14 protein-coding genes are annotated in these 15,486 nt (G+C 71.4%); 11 read left to right on the top strand and 3 right to left on the bottom strand.

Annotated features, from left to right (window positions below; all coding sequences use genetic code 11):
• The first annotated feature begins 313 nt into the window (after positions 1 to 313).
• The gene (locus tag AC07AZ_RS09810; RefSeq protein WP_478845649.1) at positions 314 to 1,348 is read left to right on the top strand and encodes a LacI family DNA-binding transcriptional regulator; all 1,035 of its coding nucleotides are present in this window, start codon (positions 314 to 316) and stop codon (positions 1,346 to 1,348) included.
• 130 nt (positions 1,349 to 1,478) lie between these two features.
• Entirely contained in the window at positions 1,479 to 2,342 is an 864-nt protein-coding gene (locus AC07AZ_RS09805; RefSeq protein ID WP_478845647.1) for a phosphatase PAP2 family protein, read from the top strand.
• Positions 2,343 to 2,814: 472 nt separating this feature from the next.
• Here AC07AZ_RS09805 and AC07AZ_RS09800 read toward each other — a convergent pair whose 3' ends face one another.
• Entirely contained in the window at positions 2,815 to 5,820 is a 3,006-nt protein-coding gene (locus tag AC07AZ_RS09800) for a bifunctional [glutamine synthetase] adenylyltransferase/[glutamine synthetase]-adenylyl-L-tyrosine phosphorylase (protein ID WP_478845645.1), read from the bottom strand.
• A gap of 318 nt (positions 5,821 to 6,138) precedes the next feature.
• Here AC07AZ_RS09800 and AC07AZ_RS09795 point away from each other — a divergent pair, with 318 nt between their 5' ends.
• The 3 genes from AC07AZ_RS09795 (at position 6,139) to AC07AZ_RS09785 (ending at position 8,756) form a co-directional block, all read left to right on the top strand.
• Complete coding sequence (locus AC07AZ_RS09795; protein WP_478845643.1) at positions 6,139 to 6,579, top strand: VOC family protein; 441 nt, start codon at positions 6,139 to 6,141, stop codon at positions 6,577 to 6,579.
• A gap of 111 nt (positions 6,580 to 6,690) precedes the next feature.
• A complete protein-coding gene (locus tag AC07AZ_RS09790) occupies positions 6,691 to 7,581 on the top strand; it encodes an alkaline phosphatase family protein (RefSeq protein ID WP_478845641.1) in 891 nt (296 codons plus the stop codon).
• Between the two features lie 155 nt (positions 7,582 to 7,736).
• A complete protein-coding gene (locus AC07AZ_RS09785) occupies positions 7,737 to 8,756 on the top strand; it encodes a TolB family protein (protein ID WP_478845639.1) in 1,020 nt (339 codons plus the stop codon).
• Between the two features lies 1 nt (position 8,757).
• On the opposite strand, the gene AC07AZ_RS09780 is transcribed toward AC07AZ_RS09785, so the two are convergent.
• On the bottom strand, positions 8,758 to 8,880 hold the full coding sequence (locus AC07AZ_RS09780) for a hypothetical protein (RefSeq protein WP_478845637.1): 123 nt from the start codon (positions 8,878 to 8,880) through the stop codon (positions 8,758 to 8,760).
• 59 nt (positions 8,881 to 8,939) lie between these two features.
• On the opposite strand from AC07AZ_RS09780, the gene AC07AZ_RS09775 reads away from it, so the two are divergent.
• The 3 genes from AC07AZ_RS09775 to AC07AZ_RS09765 are packed head-to-tail and all read left to right on the top strand — an operon-like array spanning position 8,940 to position 10,149.
• Positions 8,940 to 9,536, top strand: a complete 597-nt coding sequence (locus AC07AZ_RS09775) for a DUF5753 domain-containing protein (RefSeq protein ID WP_478845635.1) — start codon at positions 8,940 to 8,942, stop codon at positions 9,534 to 9,536.
• Positions 9,533 to 9,742, top strand: a complete 210-nt coding sequence (locus tag AC07AZ_RS09770) for a DUF397 domain-containing protein (RefSeq protein ID WP_478845633.1) — start codon at positions 9,533 to 9,535, stop codon at positions 9,740 to 9,742. The genes AC07AZ_RS09775 and AC07AZ_RS09770 overlap by 4 nt, the downstream gene beginning before the upstream one ends.
• A 23-nt stretch (positions 9,743 to 9,765) precedes the next feature.
• Positions 9,766 to 10,149, top strand: a complete 384-nt coding sequence (locus tag AC07AZ_RS09765; protein ID WP_478845631.1) for a hypothetical protein — start codon at positions 9,766 to 9,768, stop codon at positions 10,147 to 10,149.
• Positions 10,150 to 10,241: 92 nt separating this feature from the next.
• On the opposite strand, the gene glnA is transcribed toward AC07AZ_RS09765, so the two are convergent.
• Positions 10,242 to 11,603, bottom strand: coding sequence for a type I glutamate--ammonia ligase (gene glnA / locus AC07AZ_RS09760; protein ID WP_478845629.1), 1,362 nt, complete (start codon positions 11,601 to 11,603; stop codon positions 10,242 to 10,244).
• Positions 11,604 to 11,939: 336 nt separating this feature from the next.
• Between glnA and AC07AZ_RS09755 the strand changes: the two genes are divergently transcribed.
• From AC07AZ_RS09755 to AC07AZ_RS09745, 3 genes are all read left to right on the top strand, one after another.
• A complete protein-coding gene (locus AC07AZ_RS09755) occupies positions 11,940 to 12,599 on the top strand; it encodes a DUF3105 domain-containing protein (RefSeq protein WP_478845627.1) in 660 nt (219 codons plus the stop codon).
• Positions 12,596 to 13,216, top strand: a complete 621-nt coding sequence (locus AC07AZ_RS09750) for a DUF305 domain-containing protein (protein WP_478845625.1) — start codon at positions 12,596 to 12,598, stop codon at positions 13,214 to 13,216. Before AC07AZ_RS09755 ends, AC07AZ_RS09750 begins: the two co-directional genes overlap by 4 nt.
• Positions 13,217 to 13,399: 183 nt before the next feature.
• The gene (locus tag AC07AZ_RS09745; protein WP_478845623.1) at positions 13,400 to 15,340 is read left to right on the top strand and encodes a S53 family peptidase; all 1,941 of its coding nucleotides are present in this window, start codon (positions 13,400 to 13,402) and stop codon (positions 15,338 to 15,340) included.
• The last annotated feature ends 146 nt before the right edge of the window (positions 15,341 to 15,486 follow it).

Genomic DNA, 15,486 nt, shown 5'->3' with positions numbered 1-15,486 from the left:
GACGTGAACGTAACAGCGATGTAAGCGCCGCGAAAGACCTTGCAGCAAAAAAGTGCAAGAGGGCCGTGGAGTTACCCCGCCGTGACCTCGCCGGGACCCGGCGGAAACCATGCGGTGCGGTCCCTGAGCGGGCACGGACCCGGTTGTGCAAGACTCTGCAAGCCCTGCAAGCTCTTGCTGTAGCGCGTGGCAGAAGCCCACCAGAACACGAGGGACCGCGATGACGCAGCAACCCCCACAGGCTCGTTCGACCGCTCGTGCCCGGCGTCCGATCGGTGTGCAAGGTGAAGGTCGACCGGTACAGTCCACCCCTGTGACCACCCGGCTTGCCGACATCGCAGCTCAGGCGGGGGTGAGCGAAGCGACCGTCAGCCGCGTCCTCAACGGCAAGCCCGGCGTCGCCGCCACCACGCGCCAGTCCGTCCTGGCCGCACTCGACGTGCTCGGCTACGAACGTCCGGTGCGTCTGCGGCAGCGCAGCGAGGGCCTGGTGGGCCTGATAACGCCGGAGCTGGAGAACCCCATATTCCCGGCGCTGGCCCAGGTCATCGGCCAGGCGCTGACGCGGCAGGGCTACACGCCGGTCCTCGCCACCCAGACCCCGGGCGGGTCCACCGAGGACGAGCTGACCGAGATGCTGGTGGACCGCGGGGTCGCCGGCATCATCTACGTCTCCGGTCTGCACGCCGACACCACCGCCGACATGCAGCGCTACGAGCAGCTGCGTGCGCAGGGCGTGCCGTTCGTGCTGGTCGACGGCTTCTCGCCGAAGGTGCAGGCGCCGTTCATCTCCCCCGACGACCGGGCCGCGATGAGCCTCGCGGTCACGCACCTGGTGTCCCTGGGGCACACCAGGATCGGCCTGGCACTCGGTCCGAAGCGGTTCGTGCCGGTGCAGCGCAAGATCGAGGGCTTCGTCCGCGCGATGCAGGACGAGCTGGGGCTGACCGCGGAGACCGTCGAGTCGCAGCTCGTCCAGCACTCCCTCTACACGCTGGAGGGCGGCCAGGCAGCCGCGGCCGCGCTCATCGAGCGGGACTGCACGGCGGTGGTCTGCGCCAGCGACATGATGGCGCTGGGCGCGATACGGGCCGCCCGGCAGCGCGGCCTGGACGTCCCCAAGGGCGTCTCCGTGGTCGGCTTCGACGACTCCCCGCTGATCGCGTTCACCGACCCGCCCCTGACCACGGTCCGCAAGCCGGTGCCCGCGATGGGTCAGGCGGCGGTGCGCACGCTGCTGGAGGAGATCGGCGGAACACCCGCGCCGCACAGCGAGTTCGTGTTCATGCCGGAGCTGGTGGTGCGCGGTTCGACGGCTTCGGCACCCGGGGCCCGTAATCGTCCGTAGGGCGGAGAGACGCCGGTTCCCCGCAGTGCCCTGGTAGGAGAGGCGATGGTCTCTCCGCCGTAGAACATGCGGCTCGGACCCGTCCCGTGGATGATCGGTGGGGAAGGCTTTTCTGGCAGACTTCGTGTCTATGGGTGATACCACCGTGACGACTCTGGAAGGCCGTACAGAGGCCGTTCCGCACCCCGTCACGAACGAGGCGGCGGGGCGGGGTCCCCTGCGCCGGCTGCGCACCCGCCGCCGTCCCCGGCTGTGGTTCGAGATCCTGCTGATCGCGGTGAGTTACTGGACGTACTCGCTGATCCGCAACGCGGTCCCGGAGCAGCGCGGAGCGGCACTGCGCAACGCCGACTGGCTGTGGCGGATGGAGCACCACCTCGGCATCGCCGTCGAGGGCTCGGTCAACCACGGTCTCGACTCGGTGACTTGGCTCATCGTCGGGATGAACTACTACTACGCGACGCTGCACTTCGTGCTCACGCTGGGTGTCCTGGTGTGGCTGTACCGCAGCCATCCCGGCCGGTACGCGGCGACGCGTCTGGTGCTCTTCGCGACCACCCTCGTCGCCCTGGCCGGTTACTACCTGTACCCGCTCGCGCCGCCCCGCCTGATGAACGGCGGGCACTTCGTCGACACCGTCGCGGTCCACCAGACCTGGGGTTCGATGGCCTCGGGGGACCTGAAGAACATGTCGAACCAGTACGCGGCGATGCCCTCGATGCACATCGGCTGGTCCCTGTGGTGCGGGCTGACGATCTTCGCGCTGGCCAGGGTGCCGTGGGTGCGGGTGCTGGGCCTGCTCTACCCGGCGGTGACCCTGGTGGTCATCGTGGCCACCGCCAACCACTTCTGGCTGGACGCGGTGGGCGGCATGATCTGCCTGGCCTTCGGCTTCACGGTGGCAGGCCTCTGGTACGGGGCCCTGCCGTACGCCCTGCCACGGACCCCGCCCGCGCGGGACCCGGTGGGCCCACTGCTGCCGGCGAAGGGCTAGGGACCCGGCCCGCACTGGTACGGGGCCGGCACTCAGCGCCGGCCCGCGGCTGTCACTCCGCGAGCGCCTCCCGACCCGTCGGCCCGGCCCGGCGGAGGCCGCGCCCCGGGGCCGCCGGCCGTGGCCGGCACCGCCCACACGTCGTGATGCGCGAGCGGCCGGTCCGAGCCTGGGGCCACCACCGCCCCCGCGTCCCGCAGGTCCCGGGGCCGGGGGCCACCACCGCGCCCGCGTCCCGCAGGTCCCGGGGCCGGGGGCCACCAGCGCGCCCGCGTCCCGCAGGTCCCGGAGCCCGGGGCCACCACCGCGCCCGCGTCCCGCAGGTCCCGGGGCCGCCGGGCGTGCCCGGCCCGGCCGTCGCCCAGCCGGCACGACCACTCGCCGGTGTCGTCGGCGCGCGTGTGGACGGTGTGCGGCGGCCGCATCGGGCGAACCCTTCGGGCGCGGCGGACGGGGAGGTCCCGTCGCGGCGCTAGCGTTCCGTCGCTCCGTAGAAGAGTTCGTCCACCACGCTTCGGGCTCTGCGGGTCGTACGCCGGTAGTCGTCCAGCATGTCGCCCACATGGCCGGAGCCGTAGCCCAGGTAGCGGCCCACCGCGCCCAGTTCGCGGGCGTCCGACGGGAACGTGTCCCCGGCGCGGCCGCGCACCAGCATCACCGCGTTGCGGACCCGGGTGGCCAGCACCCACGCCTCGTCGAGGATCACGGCCTCCTCCTCGCCGATGAACCCCTCGGCGCGCGCGGCGGACAGGGCCTCGCGGGTGCGGGTGGTGCGCAGCCCGGGGTGCCCCGAGCCGTGCCGCATCTGGATCAGCTGCACGGTCCACTCGACGTCGGACAGGCCGCCGGGCCCGAGTTTGGTGTGCAGTCTGGGGTCGGCGCCGCGTGGCATCCGCTCGGACTCCATCCGGGCCTTCAGCCGCCGGATCTCGCGTACGGCGTCCTCGCCGAGCCCGTCCGACGGATACCTCAGCGGGTCGATCAGCTCGATGAACCGGCCGGCCAACTCCTCGTCCCCGGCGACGGGTTCGGCCCGCAGCAGCGCCTGCGCCTCCCACACCAGCGACCAGCGCCGGTAGTAGGCCGCGTACGAGTTCAGGGTCCGTACGAGCGGTCCGGACTTGCCCTCCGGGCGCAGGTCGGCGTCGATGAGCAGCGGTGGGTCGGCGCTGGGGATCTGGAGCAGCCGGCGCATCTCGGAGACGACCCGGTTGGCGGCCTCGCCGGCCTTGCGCTCGTCGACGCCCTCGCACGGCTCGTGCACGAACAGGACGTCGGCGTCGGAGCCGTAGCCCAGTTCGTGGCCGCCGAAGCGGCCCATGCCGATGACGGCGAAGCGGGTGGGCAGGCTGTCGCCCCAGCCGTCGCGGACGACCGCGCGCAGGGTGCCGGCCAGGGTCGCCGCCGTCAGGTCCGAGACCGCGCCGCCGACCCGGTCCACCAGGGCGCCCTGGTCGGCCTCGACGGGCTGGGCCTCGGTGCCGTAGGAGCCGACGATGTCCGCGGCGGCCGTACGGAAGAGTTCGCGGCGGCGCACCCCGCGGGCCGCGGTGACCGCCTGGGTGGCGCCTTCGGCGCGGCCGACCGCGGCGAGGATCTCCTGCTCCAGGTGGTCGCGGCCGCGGGGCGCGAGGAACCCGCCGTCGCCGTCGCCGAGCAGCGCCACCGCCTCCGGGGCGCGCAGCAGCAGGTCGGGGGCGAGCCGGCCGGCGGACAGGACGCGGGCCAGGTTCTCGGCGGCCGCTCCCTCGTCCCGCAGCAGCCGCAGGTACCAGGGGGTCTTGCCCAGGGCGTCCGACACCTTGCGGAAGTTGAGCAGGCCCGCGTCCGGGTCGGCGGAGTCCGCGAACCAGCCGAGCAGGACGGGCAGCAGGGTGCGCTGGATCGCGGCCTTGCGGCTGACGCCGGAGGCCAGCGCCTCCAGGTGGCGCAGCGCGGACGCGGGGTCGGCGTACCCGAGCGCGACCAGCCGCTCCCGGGCCGCGCGCGGGCTCAACCGGGATTCGCCCGGGGCGAGTTGGGCGACCGCGTCGAGCAGCGGCCGGTAGAAGAGCTTCTCGTGCAGCCGCCGTACGACTCCGGTGTGCCGTTTCCACTCGCGGCGCAGCTCGGCGACCGGGTCGGCGCGCAGGCCGAGGGAGCGGCCGATGCGGCGCAGGTCGGCCTCGTGCTCGGGGACGAGGTGGGTGCGGCGCAGCCGGTAGAGCTGGATGCGGTGCTCCATGGAGCGCAGGAAGCGGTACGCCTCGTCGAGCTGCACCGCGTCCGCGCGCCCGACGTAGCCGCCGGTGGCCAGCGCGTGCAGGGCGTGCAGGGTGGTCCCGCTGCGCAGCGAGACGTCGGCCCTGCCGTGCACCAGCTGCAGCAGCTGCACGGCGAACTCGACGTCCCGCAGGCCGCCCGGGCCGAGTTTGAGTTCGCGCTCGATCTCGGCGGCCGGGATGTTCTCGACGACCCGGCGCCGCATCTTCTGTACGTCGGCGACGAAGTTCTCGCGTTCCGCGGCCTTCCACACGAGCGGTTCGAGCGCGGCGAGGTAGTCCGCGCCGAGCCCGGCGTCGCCCGCCACCGGGCGTGCCTTGAGCAGGGCCTGGAACTCCCAGGTCTTGGCCCACCGCTGGTAGTAGGCGAGGTGGCTGCTGAGCGTGCGCACCAGCGGTCCGTTCCTGCCCTCGGGCCGCAGGTTGGCGTCGACGGGCCAGATCGAGCCCTCGACGGTGGTCTCGGAGCAGATCCGCATCAGGTGCGAGGCCAGCTTGGTCGCGGAGCGCAGCGCCTTGCCCTCGTCGGCGCCCTCGACGGCCTCGCCGACGAAGATGACGTCGACGTCGGACACGTAGTTGAGTTCGTGGCCCCCGCACTTGCCCATCGCGATCACCGCGAGCCGGCACAGCGCGGCGTCGTCGGGCGCGGCGGCGACGGCAAGGCCGAGGGCGGCACGCAGGGTGGCGGTGGCGAGGTCGGCGAGCTCGGCGGCGGTCTCGGCGAGGTCTGTGGTGCCGCAGACGTCCCGGGCGGCGATGGACAGCAGGCAGCGGCGGTAGGCGACGCGCAGCGACACCGGGTCGGCCGCCTCGGCGAGGCCCCGCTCGAACTCCTCCACCCCGGGATGCAGGTCGCGCGGCTCGTAGGTGACCAGGGCCTGCCAGTCGCTGGGGTGCCGGGCGAGGTGGTCGGCGAGGGCGGCGGACGCCCCGAGCACGCCGAGCAGCCGGTCGCGCAGCGGCTTGGCCGCTATCAGCGTGTCCAGCAGTTCGCGCCGGGCGGTGGGGGCGGGCTGCGCTTCGAGCAGCCGTACGAGGCCGTGCAGGGCGAGGTCGGGGTCGGCGGTCGCGCCGAGCGCCTCCAGCAGGACCGGGTCGTCGCGCACGGGGGCGAGTTCCACGCTGTCGAGGAGGCGTTCGGCGGCCGAGGGATCGGTGAAACCGTGCCGCAGCAGCCGCGTGAAGGTACTGCTCCTGCGCCCCGGCGCCGTCATCCGGGCCTCCCGTCTGGATCACGTGCGTACGAGCCGTCGGATCAAGGTCGTACCCGGTCGAGCCTAACCGGGAAGCGCCGGATCAGCGCCGGGACGGGCGAGTGGTTTCCCCTGACCCGCCGCAGGTCCCGGGCATACCGGTCGCGGGAGGTCCGGGGAGTACCGGGGCGACTCGCTTCGGCGTCCGGCCGGTGACGCGCTTTCGCGCTCTCGGTGGCGCCCGGCCGCGTTTTCCGCTTCGGTGAGGGAAGGCCGTTCAGCCGGACACGGCGGCGATTCGGGTGATGTGGGTCCGGCGCACGACGAAGGAGTCCATCGATGGACATGACCCTCGAAGTGATCCTGCTCCCGGTGTCCGACGTGGACCGGGCCAAGGAGTTCTACCGGGACAGGGTCGGCTTCCACGTCGATCTCGACGGCGAGGTGATGGAGGGCGTACGGATCGTACAGCTCACCCCGCCCGGCTCCGGCTGTTCGATCGCGCTGGTGGACGGGCTCCGGGTGCCGACCGGGACTCCGCGGCCGGGGACGTACCACGGGATGCAGCTGTGCGTCACGGACGCGAAGGCGGCGTACGAGGAGCTGACCGCGCGCGGTCTGGAGGTCAGCGAGCCGCAGCGGTTCGCGCCGCAGGACGGAGCGACCTTCATGTACTTCAAGGACCCGGACGGCAACGGCTGGGCGATCCAGGAGTACCGGCGGCGGGCGACGGAACCCCTGCACCAGGTGCTCGCCGGCCTGGCGGCCCGGCAGGAGTAGTTCACCCGCTCTTCATCCTCCAGGTTGAACGAGGACCGACAAGGGAATGTTGGCGTGTGCATGCTCTGTCTGCACCGCCACCCCCGCCCCTCCCCCCACCGGAGGTCTGAAGTGTCCGGCAGAACCGTGTACCGACGCAGTCGTACCCTCGTGGCCTCCGTCCTGGCCTTCACGGCGGCCGCGGCCGGCCTGTGGACCGGGCTCGGCGGCCTCGCGTCCGCCCACGCCGCGGCCGCCGTCCCGAGCCCCGGCCACGTGGTCGTCGTGGTCTTCGAGAACCACGCCTACAGCCAGGTGATCGGCTCCTCCAGCGCGCCGTACATCAACTCGCTGAAGACCGGCGGCGCCAACCTCAGCCAGGCGTACGCCGAGACCCACCCCAGCCAGCCGAACTACTTCGCCCTGTTCTCCGGCTCCACCCAGGGGATCACGGACGACAGCTGCTACACCCCCGGCTTCTCCTCGGCGGCCAACCTCGCCTCCGAGCTGCTCGCCGCCGGCCACACCTGGGCCAGCTACAACGAGACCCTGCCCAGCCAGGGCTCGACCACGTGCAGCAGCGGCAGCTACGCCCGCAAGCACAACCCGTGGTTCGGCTTCAGCAACGTGCCGACGTCGACGGCGAAGACCTTCGCCCAGTTCCCGTCCGACTACACGACGCTGCCCGACGTCTCCTTCGTCGTCCCCAACCTGTGCAGCGACATGCACGACTGCTCGGTGGCGACCGGCGACACCTGGCTCAAGAACAACCTCGGCGCCTACGCGACCTGGGCCAGGACCCACAACAGTCTGCTCGTCGTCACCTTCGACGAGGACAACCGGCTCAGCGGCAACCGCATCCCGACCGTCCTGTACGGGCAGCCGGTCACCGCGGGCTCCAGCAGCTCGACGACGTACAACCACTACGACCTGCTGCGCACCCTGGAGGACACGCAGGGCCTGACCGCCCACGCGGGCAACGCCGCCTCCGCGAAGGACATCACCGGTATCTGGACGTCCTGAGACGTACGGGGCGGACAGCCGGGCGGTACCGGCGGCATCGCCCGGCCCCGCGCCGGGCGGCGCCGCACCGCCACCGCCGTCGCCCCGCCGACGGGTCCTCGAAGACGCAGACCGCGGTCCTCCCCCTCCCTGCGGCCGAAAGGCACGGCACCGGCATGACCGTCCGCACCCGCCTCCTGATCCTGCTCTCGGCGGTCGTCGCCCTCGCGGCGGTCGCCGCGGCCTCGGTCCTGCACGCCTCGGCGCGCGCGGAGCGCCGCGACCAGGCCGCGCCCGGCGGTCCGCGGGTCACCTCCGGCACGGTCACCCTCACCGCCCCCGGCCGGCTGGTGTTCCGCAACCTGGCCTGGGGCCCGCACCGCGACGAACTGACCGCGGTCTCGGCCTCCGGACCCTCGGGCCCGCGCACCGCGTCCGGCGTCAGGTGCCTGCGCTTCTACGCCGCCTCGGGCACGGGAGTGTGCCTCCAGGCGGTGCACGGCCCGGTCTCGGACACCTACCGCGCGGTGATCCTCGACGCGCGTCTGCACGCCACGGCCCACTACGACGTCCCCGGCATCCCGTCCCGGGCCCGCGTCTCCCCGACCGGTCACCTCGCCGCCTGGACGGCGTTCGTCGGCGGCGACTCGTACGCGGGCACCGACTTCTCCACGCGGGCGGCGATCGTGGACACCAGGACGGGCCGGCTCATCCCGTCCCTGGAGTCCTTCCGCATCGTCAGGAACGGCCGCGCCTACCGGGCGCCCGACGTCAACTTCTGGGGCGTGACGTTCGCGTCGGACGACCGCACCTTCTACGCGACGCTGGCGACGAAGGGCCGCACCTACCTGGTCCGCGGCGACCTGCGCACCCGCACGGTGACCACGGTCCACGAGAACGTCGAATGCCCGTCCCTGTCCCCCGACGGCACCCGCGTCGCCTACAAGAAGCGCGTCGCGGGCCTGCCGAAGGACGCCCCCTGGCACCTGTACGTCCTGGACCTGCGCACCGGCCGCGAAACCCCCCTCGCCGAGCCCCGCAGCGTCGACGACCAGGCGGTCTGGCGGGACACGCGCACCCTCGTCTACGCCCTCCCCGGCGACTACGGAGCGGACCTGTACGCGCTCCCGGCGGACGGCACGGGAAGCCCCCGCCGCATCCTGTCGGCGGGCGTGTCCGCCGCGTTCCCGCGGTGACTCAGAGGTCGTCCGGGCGGACCCCGGTGGCACGACGGCGGCCGGGTTCGAGTTCGGCCCAGACCGTCTTGTGGGGCACAGGCCCGAGATCGACACCCCACCGGTCGGCGTACGCCTCGACCACGGCCGGAGTTCCTCGACAAGGCGGACGAGGTCCTGGACGCGGGCGGCATCATCACGGCGATGAAGCGGGACGTGGCGGAGGCGCGCTACCCGAAGAAGCTCCGGGACCTGGCGAAGCTGGAGAGCGAGGCGGTGGAGTTGGGGGCCTACAACGACTCCGTGATCCACGGCCTGTTGCAGACCGAGGAGTACGCGCGAGCGCTGTTCCGCGCGCGGCGACCGCTCCTCACCGAGGACGTCATCGAGCGTGAGGTGAGCGCTCGGATGGCCCGCCAGGAGATCATCGACAGGACGAAAACGGTCCCTGTCTTCAGCTTCGTCCAGGACGAGGTGACGCTCCGCCGCAAGGTCGGAGGCACGATGGTCAGACGACGCCAGCTGGAACGGCTGCTGGAGTTGGGGCAGTTCCGCAACGTGGAAATCCAGGTGCTGCCCAGCGATCACGACGATCACGCGGGGCTGACAGGCGGATTCCGCGTCCTCAAGCTCCACAGCGGGACAGCTGTCGGATACACCGAGGTCCTGCATGTCACCCGGCTTCTCTCCGAACCGAGGGAGGTGCAGTTCCTGGAAACGCACTATGGGAGCATCCGAGCGCAGGCTCTCACGCCACGGGAGTCACTGGCCTTCATCGAAAAAGTGCTGGGAGAGACATGAGCGTCGAGTCCGCCGCCGACGGCAGCACGCCACTGAAGTGGTTCAAAAGCAGCTACAGCAGCGGCGAGCCCGGCTCCGACTGCGTCGAGATAGCCCCCACCCCCGACACCGTCCACGTCCGGGACTCCAAGGACACGGCGCGGACCCACCTCACGTTCGCGATCGGGCCGTGGACGGACTTCGTGACGCACACGTCCGGACGCTGACGGTGCGGACCGATGGAGGGACCTTGAACGGCACCCAGGACGGCAGTCCACGGCTCTGGTTCCTCACATGGCTCGTGATCGGCGCGGTCGCCGGTCTCGGCGTTCTGACCGTCCCGACCATCGGCCTGTACCTGCTGCTGATCTCCGTGGCGGCTGCCCTCGCGGCGGCCGCCCGCCGTCGCGGCACGGCCGGCCTCCCCGGCCTGCTCTCCGGCATCGGCCTGCCCCTGCTGTACGTGGCCTGGCTCAACCGCCGGGGCCCCGGCGACGTCTGCACGACGACGGCGACCGGCCGGTCGTGCGTGGAGGAATGGAGCCCCTGGCTCTGGCTCACGGTCGGGGCCGCGCTGTTCCTGGCCGGAGCCGTGTGGTTCACCCTGACCGACAGGCGCCGCCGGGCGAGGTGATCACTCTTCCCCGCGCCCGGCCCCGGTCACCCCACGGGGCCGACGGTCCACGACCGTCGGCCCCACGCGCTGTCTCAGCGAGAAGCCCGCCCCTACAGCACCGGCAGGTTCTTCCGCAGTTCGAAGGCCGTGACCTCGCTGCGGTACTCCTCCCACTCCGACTTCTTGTTGCGCAGGAAGAAGTCGAAGACGTGCTCGCCGAGGGTTTCGGCGACCAGGTCGCTGCGTTCCATCAGGGTCAGGGCCTCGCCCAGGTTCTGCGGGAGGGGCTCGATGCCCAGCGCGCGGCGCTCCGCGTCGGAGAGGGCCCAGACGTCGTCCTCGGCGCCCGGCGGGAGCTCGTAGCTCTCCTCGACGCCCTTGAGGCCGGCGGCCAGCAGCATCGCGTAGGCGAGGTACGGGTTGGCGCCGGAGTCGATGGAGCGGACCTCGATGCGGGCCGAGCCGGTCTTGCCGGGCTTGTACATCGGGACGCGGACCAGCGCGGAGCGGTTGTTGTGGCCCCAGCAGATGTACGAGGGGGCCTCGCCGCCGGCGCCCGCCGTGCGCTCCGAGCCGCCCCAGATGCGCTTGTAGGAGTTCACCCACTGGTTGGTGACGGCGGAGATCTCCGCCGCGTGCCTCAGCAGGCCCGCGATGAAGGAGCGGCCGACCTTGGAGAGCTGGTACTCCGAACCGGACTCGTAGAACGCGTTCCGGTCGCCCTCGAAGAGGGAGAGGTGGGTGTGCATGCCGGAGCCGGGGTGCTCGCTGAACGGCTTCGGCATGAAGGTCGCCTGGACGCCCTGCTCCAGCGCCACCTGCTTCATGACCAGGCGGAACGTCATGATGTTGTCGGCGGTGGAGAGCGCGTCGGCGTAGCGGAGGTCGATCTCCTGCTGGCCGGGGGCGCCCTCGTGGTGGGAGAACTCGACCGAGATGCCCATCGACTCCAGCATGGTGATCGCCTGGCGGCGGAAGTCCATGCCGATGTTCTGCGGGGTGTGGTCGAAGTAGCCGGAGTTGTCGGCGGGCGTCGGACGGGAGCCGTCCAGCGGGCGGTCCTTCAGCAGGAAGAACTCGATCTCGGGGTGGGTGTAGAAGGTGAAGCCGAGGTCGGAGGTGCGGGCCAGGGCGCGCTTGAGGACGTAGCGGGGGTCCGCGAAGGACGGGGAGCCGTCCGGCATGAGGATGTCGCAGAACATGCGGGCGGTGCCGGGGGCCTCCGCGCGCCACGGCAGGACCTGGAAGGTGGACGGGTCGGGCTTGGCGATCATGTCGGACTCGTAGACCCGGGCGAAGCCCTCGATCGCCGAGCCGTCGAACCCGATCCCCTCGTCGAACGCCTGTTCGAGCTCGGCGGGGGCCACGGCGACGGACTTGAGGAAGCCCAGCACGTCCGTGAACCACAGCCGTACGAACCGGATGTCGCGCTCCTCCAACGTCCGGAGCACGAACTCCTGCTGCTTGTCCATCTTCCGCTTCCCCATCCTTGCTGGTCAGGCCGCCTGTCTCCCGCACCACGGGAGGCGGTCGGGCACCTGAGCATCCCACCACAACACCATTTCACGCGCGTTGCGCACCTTGATCGTCCGGCCGACCTCGGCGTGAACGCCTCACGTACGGCTGGTGGACCGCTCCGCAGCCCATCTTGCCTGCTCGGACCGACATCCGTAATGGGCGGCCCCCGGAGTCCCGGCTTTAGCTGTGCCCTCCCTACGAGAGGCGCCCCCTCCCGCACTACGATCAGCGGACCGATCGTCCAGATCACCCCGACCGCCGTCCTGTCCCTTTCCCAGAAGGACACACTCATGGGCTCCGCCAAGAAGACCGCCAGCGCGGCACGCAAGGCACGTATAGAGGAGATGCGGCGCGCCGAGCAGGCCCGCGAGCGCCGCAACCGGCTCCTCGTCGTCGCGGCGAGCGTGGTGGTCGTCGCCGGTCTCGTCGCCGGCGGTGTCTTCGTCGTCAGGTCGCAGAAGGACGACACCGCGGCGTCCGACGCGAAGACCTCGGGGCACTTCGTCACCGGCAAGGACGGCGTGAAGACCTGGAAGGGCACGCTGGGCCGCACCCACGTCACCAAGAAGGTCACGTACCCGACCGAGCCCCCGGTCGGCGGGGACCACAACCAGGTCTGGATGAACTGCAACGGCGACGTCTACACCAAGGCGCTCAACAACATGAACGCCGTGCACTCACTCGAACACGGCGCGGTGTGGGTGACGTACACCGACAAGGCGGCCAAGGCCGACGTCGAGGCGCTGGCGGCGAAGGTGAAGAAGACGCCGTACACGCTGATGAGCCCGGACGACAAGCAGGCCGACCCGATCATGCTGACCGCGTGGGGCCACCAGCGCACGGTGAAGAGCGCGAGCGACGCGAACGTCGACACGTTCTTCGAGCAGTTCGTGCAGGGCAAGCAGACGCCCGAGCCCGGCGCCGCGTGCACGGGCGGGCTGTCCCAGTGAGGCACGCAGGCTGGATCGCGGGCACCGCGGCCGCGGTGCTCGTCGCGGCCGGCGCGGTGACCTACGCGGTCGCCGAGGACGACGGTACGAGCGCGACCCCGGCGGCCGACTCGGCGGACGCCGGGTTCGCGCGGGACATGGCGGTGCATCACCAGCAGGCCGTGGAGATGTCGTACATCGTGCGCGACCGCACGAAGAACGCGGAAGTACGGCGGCTCGCCTACGACATCGCGCAGACGCAGGCCAACCAGCGGGGCATGCTGCTGGGTTGGCTGGACCTGTGGGACCTGCCGAAGGTGTCGGCGCAGGCGCCGATGACGTGGATGGACATGGGCGGCATGGCCTCCGGCAAGGACGGCTCACTGATGCCCGGCATGGCGACCAACACCGAGATGAAGAAGCTGGGCACGCTCGACGGCAAGCAGGCCGAGGTGTTCTACCTCCAGCTCATGACGGTCCATCACAAGGGCGGTATCCACATGGCCGAGGGCTGTGTCGCCCGGTGCACGGTCGGCGTGGAGAAGCAGCTCGCGCAGGGCATGGTGGACGCGCAGCGGTCGGAGATCGACCTGATGGCGGACCTGCTCAAGAAGCGCGGGGCGGCGGCGCGACCGTAGGGAGTTGCCAAGCGGGCCATAGGGTTTTCCCTAGAGTTCGCGGCCGTAACCGCCAAATCCGCCCTGGTTGCGGCCACTTGGGCTCTTCTTGGTCATTCCATTCCCCTGGCATGAACGGTTCATCGACAGAGTGACCCCGGGCGAGTGATCCACTCGCGCGACGAACCGCACACAGGGGGTTCCATGAGATCCAACCGCGCCACGATGCGCGCCGGGGTGAGCATGGCGGCCACACTGCCCATGCTCGCCGGCGCGCTGGCGCTCGGCATACCCGCCGCGCACGCCGCGGACACCCCGGGCCGGGACGCGCTCGCGGGCACCAAGCCCGCCTGGGCCACGGCCAAGGCGGACAAGGGTGCGACCGCGAACGGTGCCCAGGTCTCGGCCCGGGTCTACCTCGCCGGCCGGGACGCCGCCGGCCTGGCCGCGTACGCGAAGGCCGTGTCCGACCCGAACTCCGCGGCGTACGGCAAGTACCTGAGCGCCGGCCAGGCGCAGGCCCGCTACGGCGCGACCAAGGCGCAGGTCGCCGCGGTGAAGTCCTGGCTGACGGCCGCCGGCCTGAAGGTCACGGGCGTCACGCAGCACTACGTCTCCGTCACCGGTGACGTGGCCGCCGCAGAGAAGGCGTTCGGCACCCAGCTGCACAACTACGCCAAGGGTTCGAAGACCTACCGCGCCCCGGCGAAGACGGCCTCCGCGCCGGACGCCCTGGACGGTGCCGTCCTGACGGTCACCGGCCTGGACAACGCCCCGCACAAGGCGACCCACAGCGACACGCTGCCCGCGCCGGACGCGGTGTTCAAGAACTCCGGGCCGTTCTCCTCGTACTACGGCTCGAAGACCGCGTCGTCGCTGCCGGACGCGTACGGCTCCAAGATCCCGTACGCCATCAAGGGCTACACCGGCAAGCAGCTGCGCTCCGCCTACGGCGCCGGCAAGTACACCGGCAAGGGCGTCCGGGTCGCCATCACGGACGCGTACGCCTCGCCGACCATCGCCTACGACGCGGCCACGTACGCGAAGAAGCACGGTGACGCCGGCTGGAAGACCAAGCAGCTCACCCAGGTGCTGCCCGACGGCTACACCAAGACCGAGGAGTGCGGGGCGGCCGGCTGGTACGGCGAGGAGACCCTCGACGTCGAGGCCGTGCACGCGGTCGCGCCCGCCGCGAACGTCACGTACGTCGGGGCGGCCTCCTGCTACGACGACGCCCTGTTGGACTCGCTCAGCAAGGTGGTCGACGACCACCTCGCCGACATCGTCTCCAACTCGTGGGGCGACATCGAGGCCAACCAGACTCCGGACCTCGCGGCCGCCTACGACCAGGTCTTCCAGTTCGGCGCGGTCGAGGGCATCGGCTTCTACTTCTCCTCCGGTGACAACGGCGACGAGGTCGCCAACACGAAGACGAAGCAGGTCGACACCCCGGCCAACTCGGCGTGGGTGACGGCGGTCGGCGGTACCTCGCTGGCGGTCGGCAAGGGCGACAAGTACCTGTGGGAGACCGGCTGGGGCACCGAGAAGGCGACCCTGTCGGACGACGGCAAGAGCTGGACGAACTTCCCCGGCGCGTTCACCTCGGGTGCGGGCGGCGGCACCAGCAAGACGGTCGCCGAGCCCTTCTACCAGAAGGGTGTCGTCCCCGACGCGCTCGCCACGGCCAACAGCGCCGCCGGCAACCGCGTGGTCCCGGACATCTCCGCGATCGCCGACCCGAACACCGGTTTCAAGGTCGGCCAGACGCAGACCTTCCCGGACGGGTCGCAGCAGTACAGCGAGTACCGCATCGGCGGCACCTCGCTGGCCGCGCCGGTGATCGCGGCCGTCCAGGCCCTGGCCCAGGAGGCACACGGCGGCAAGGCGCTCGGCTTCGCCAACCCGTCGATCTACGCCAAGTACGGGTCGAAGGCCTACCACGACGTGGTGGACAAGCCGACCGGCACGGACCTCGCGGTCGCCCGCGTGGACTTCGCCAACGGCTTCGACGCCACCGACGGTCTGCTGACCTCCGTCCGCAGCCTCGGCAAGGACAGCTCGCTGTCGGCGGTCAAGGGATACGACGACGTCACCGGCGTGGGCACGCCCGCGGGCGGCTACGTCGAGTCGTTCCGCAAGCACTGATCCGGCGCTGACGTGAACGGGGTGGGGGGGGGGGCTTCCCCCCCCCCCCCCCCCCGCGCGGGCTTGGCCACTGCCCCCGGCGGCGTTCCTCCAACCCGTCCCCCTCCCAAACCAAGCGAACCCCGCGTTGGGGAGACCGACCGGTA

The sequence above is a fragment of the Streptomyces sp. NPDC043878 genome (assembly GCF_056435735.1).
Note: the sequence above shows the minus strand (reverse complement) of the source record. Positions and strands in the feature narration are given on the sequence as shown.